2 protein-coding genes are annotated in these 2,012 nt (G+C 72.4%); one reads left to right on the top strand and one right to left on the bottom strand.

From position 1 onward, the window contains the following. Window positions 1-153: 153 nt before the first annotated feature. Complete coding sequence (locus AC1DOC_RS31325) at window positions 154-1,098, bottom strand: LysR family transcriptional regulator (protein ID WP_015867513.1); 945 nt, start codon at window positions 1,096-1,098, stop codon at window positions 154-156. Window positions 1,099-1,208: 110 nt separating this feature from the next. On the opposite strand from AC1DOC_RS31325, the gene AC1DOC_RS31320 reads away from it, so the two are divergent. Further along, window positions 1,209-2,012 (top strand): MFS transporter (locus AC1DOC_RS31320; protein ID WP_478131292.1); only part of this gene is annotated, 804 nt, incomplete at its 3' end.

Here is a 2,012-nt window from a genome sequence, read left to right as displayed (position 1 = left end):
GGCCACCTGGCGCATGACGCGGGACGCGCGCAGCTGCGGCTCACGCCGCGCTTCCTGGACGAAGCGACGAGCTGGCTGCTGCACTTCCTGTCGTGGTTCGCCGATGCCGCGCATGCGGCGCGGCGGGCCGGCTGAGGCCGCCGCCGGCCGCGTTCAGGCCGCGTCCGCCTCCCAGGTGCGGCCTGCCGGATCGGCCAGCGCGAGCCGCATGGTCTCGATGAAGCGGCGCAGGCGCGCCGGCTGGAAGCGCGACGGCGGATAGATCAGGTACACCGGCAGCGGCGCCACATGCCATTGCGGCACCAGCTGCACCAGCCGGCCGGCGGCAATGTCCTCGTTCACCAGCCAGGCCGAGGCCATGCAGGCACCCAGGCCCATGCGCGCCGCGCTTTGCAGCGCATAGAGGCTGTCGGTGCTCATGCGCGGGCGGATCGGCACGCGCGCGACCTCGCCGCTCGGGCGGTGCGTGAGCAGCACCTCATTGCGATAGAAGGTGCGCAGCGCGAGCCACGGCAGTTCGGCCAGCTCCGACGGATGCGCGGGCGGCGCGCGCCCAGCCAGCACCGAGGGCGCGGCGACCACCACGCGCGGCACTTCCGAGAGCTTGAGCGCCACCGCCAGGGTGTCGGTCACCTCGCCGACCTGGATCGCGCAGTCGACGCCTTCGGCGATGAAGTCGGGCCGGCGGTCGTTCAGCAGCCATTCGACCGACACGCGCGGATAGGCCCGGAGGTAGTCGGCCAGCGGACCGACCAGCAGCAGCTGGCCCAGCGCATGCGGCGCCACCACGCGCAGCGTGCCTTCGGGCTCGTCGCCCACGCCGCGCAGGTCGGCCTCGAAGGCGTGCCAGTCGGCGAGCAGCTCCCGGGCGCGCTCGTAGCAGCGCTCGCCATCCTCGGTGAGCTTCATGGCGTGCGTGGACCGGCGCAGGAGCCGCACGCCCAGCGAGCGCTCCAGCGCCTGCAGGCGGCGGCTCACGGTGGGCTGCGTCGCGCCCATCTGGAGCGCGGCGGCCGAAAGGCTGCCGGCCTCGACGATATGGACGAAGGTCTGCATCAGTTCGATGCGGTCGGCGGCGGGAGAGGAGAGAGTCGACATGGCTTGCTTTATTCGCTTGGCGTATAGGCATTGTGCGATTCTCGAGACTACCAAGCCAAACCCTAAGCGTGCACATTTCAGTCATCGCTCGATATTCAAGGGTTAACACCATGTCTTCCATTCAAAATATGCATGCATCGGCTGGCGCCGCGCCGGAGGGGCGCAGCCTGCCGGGATCGCTGGTGCTGCTGCTGGCCACGGGTGCGGGCCTGTCGGTGGCGTCGCTCTACTACGCCCAGCCGATGCTCGGCGTGCTGGGCGCGGACATCGGCGCCTCGCCCCGCTCGGTGGGGCTCATTCCCACGCTCACGCAGCTGGGCTACGCACTCGGCATCCTGCTGCTGGCGCCGCTGGGCGACCGCTTCGACCGGCGCCGCATCGTGCTGGCCAAGGCGGCCGCGCTGTGCGCCGCGCTGCTGGTGGCCGGCGCCGCGCCGTCGATCGGCGTGCTGCTCGCGGCCAGCCTGGCGATCGGCCTGGCGGCCACCATGGCGCAGGACATCGTGCCCGCGGCCGCCACGCTGGCACCCGAGGCCTCGCGCGGCAAGACGGTGGGCACGGTGATGACCGGGCTGCTGCTGGGCATCCTGCTGTCGCGCGTGGTGAGCGGTTTCGTGGCCGAGCACTTCGGCTGGCGCGCGATGTTCATCGCGGCCGCGGCCAGCATCGCGCTGATCGGCGCGGCCGCCTGGCGCGGGCTGCCGCGCTTCCGGCCCACCACGCACCTGGCCTACGCCGCGCTGCTCGGCTCCCTGGGCACGCTGTGGTCGCGCCACGGCATGCTGCGCCGCGCCGCGCTGGCCCAGGCGCTGCTGGCGGTGGGATTCAGCGCGTTCTGGTCGACGCTGGCCGTGATGCTGCATGGCGCCCCCTTCCACCTGGGCAGCGCGGCGGCGGGCGCCTTCGGCCTGGCC

The sequence above is a fragment of the Variovorax sp. 01T439_2 genome (assembly GCF_056398445.1).
This window is presented reverse-complemented; position numbering and strand designations above follow the sequence as displayed.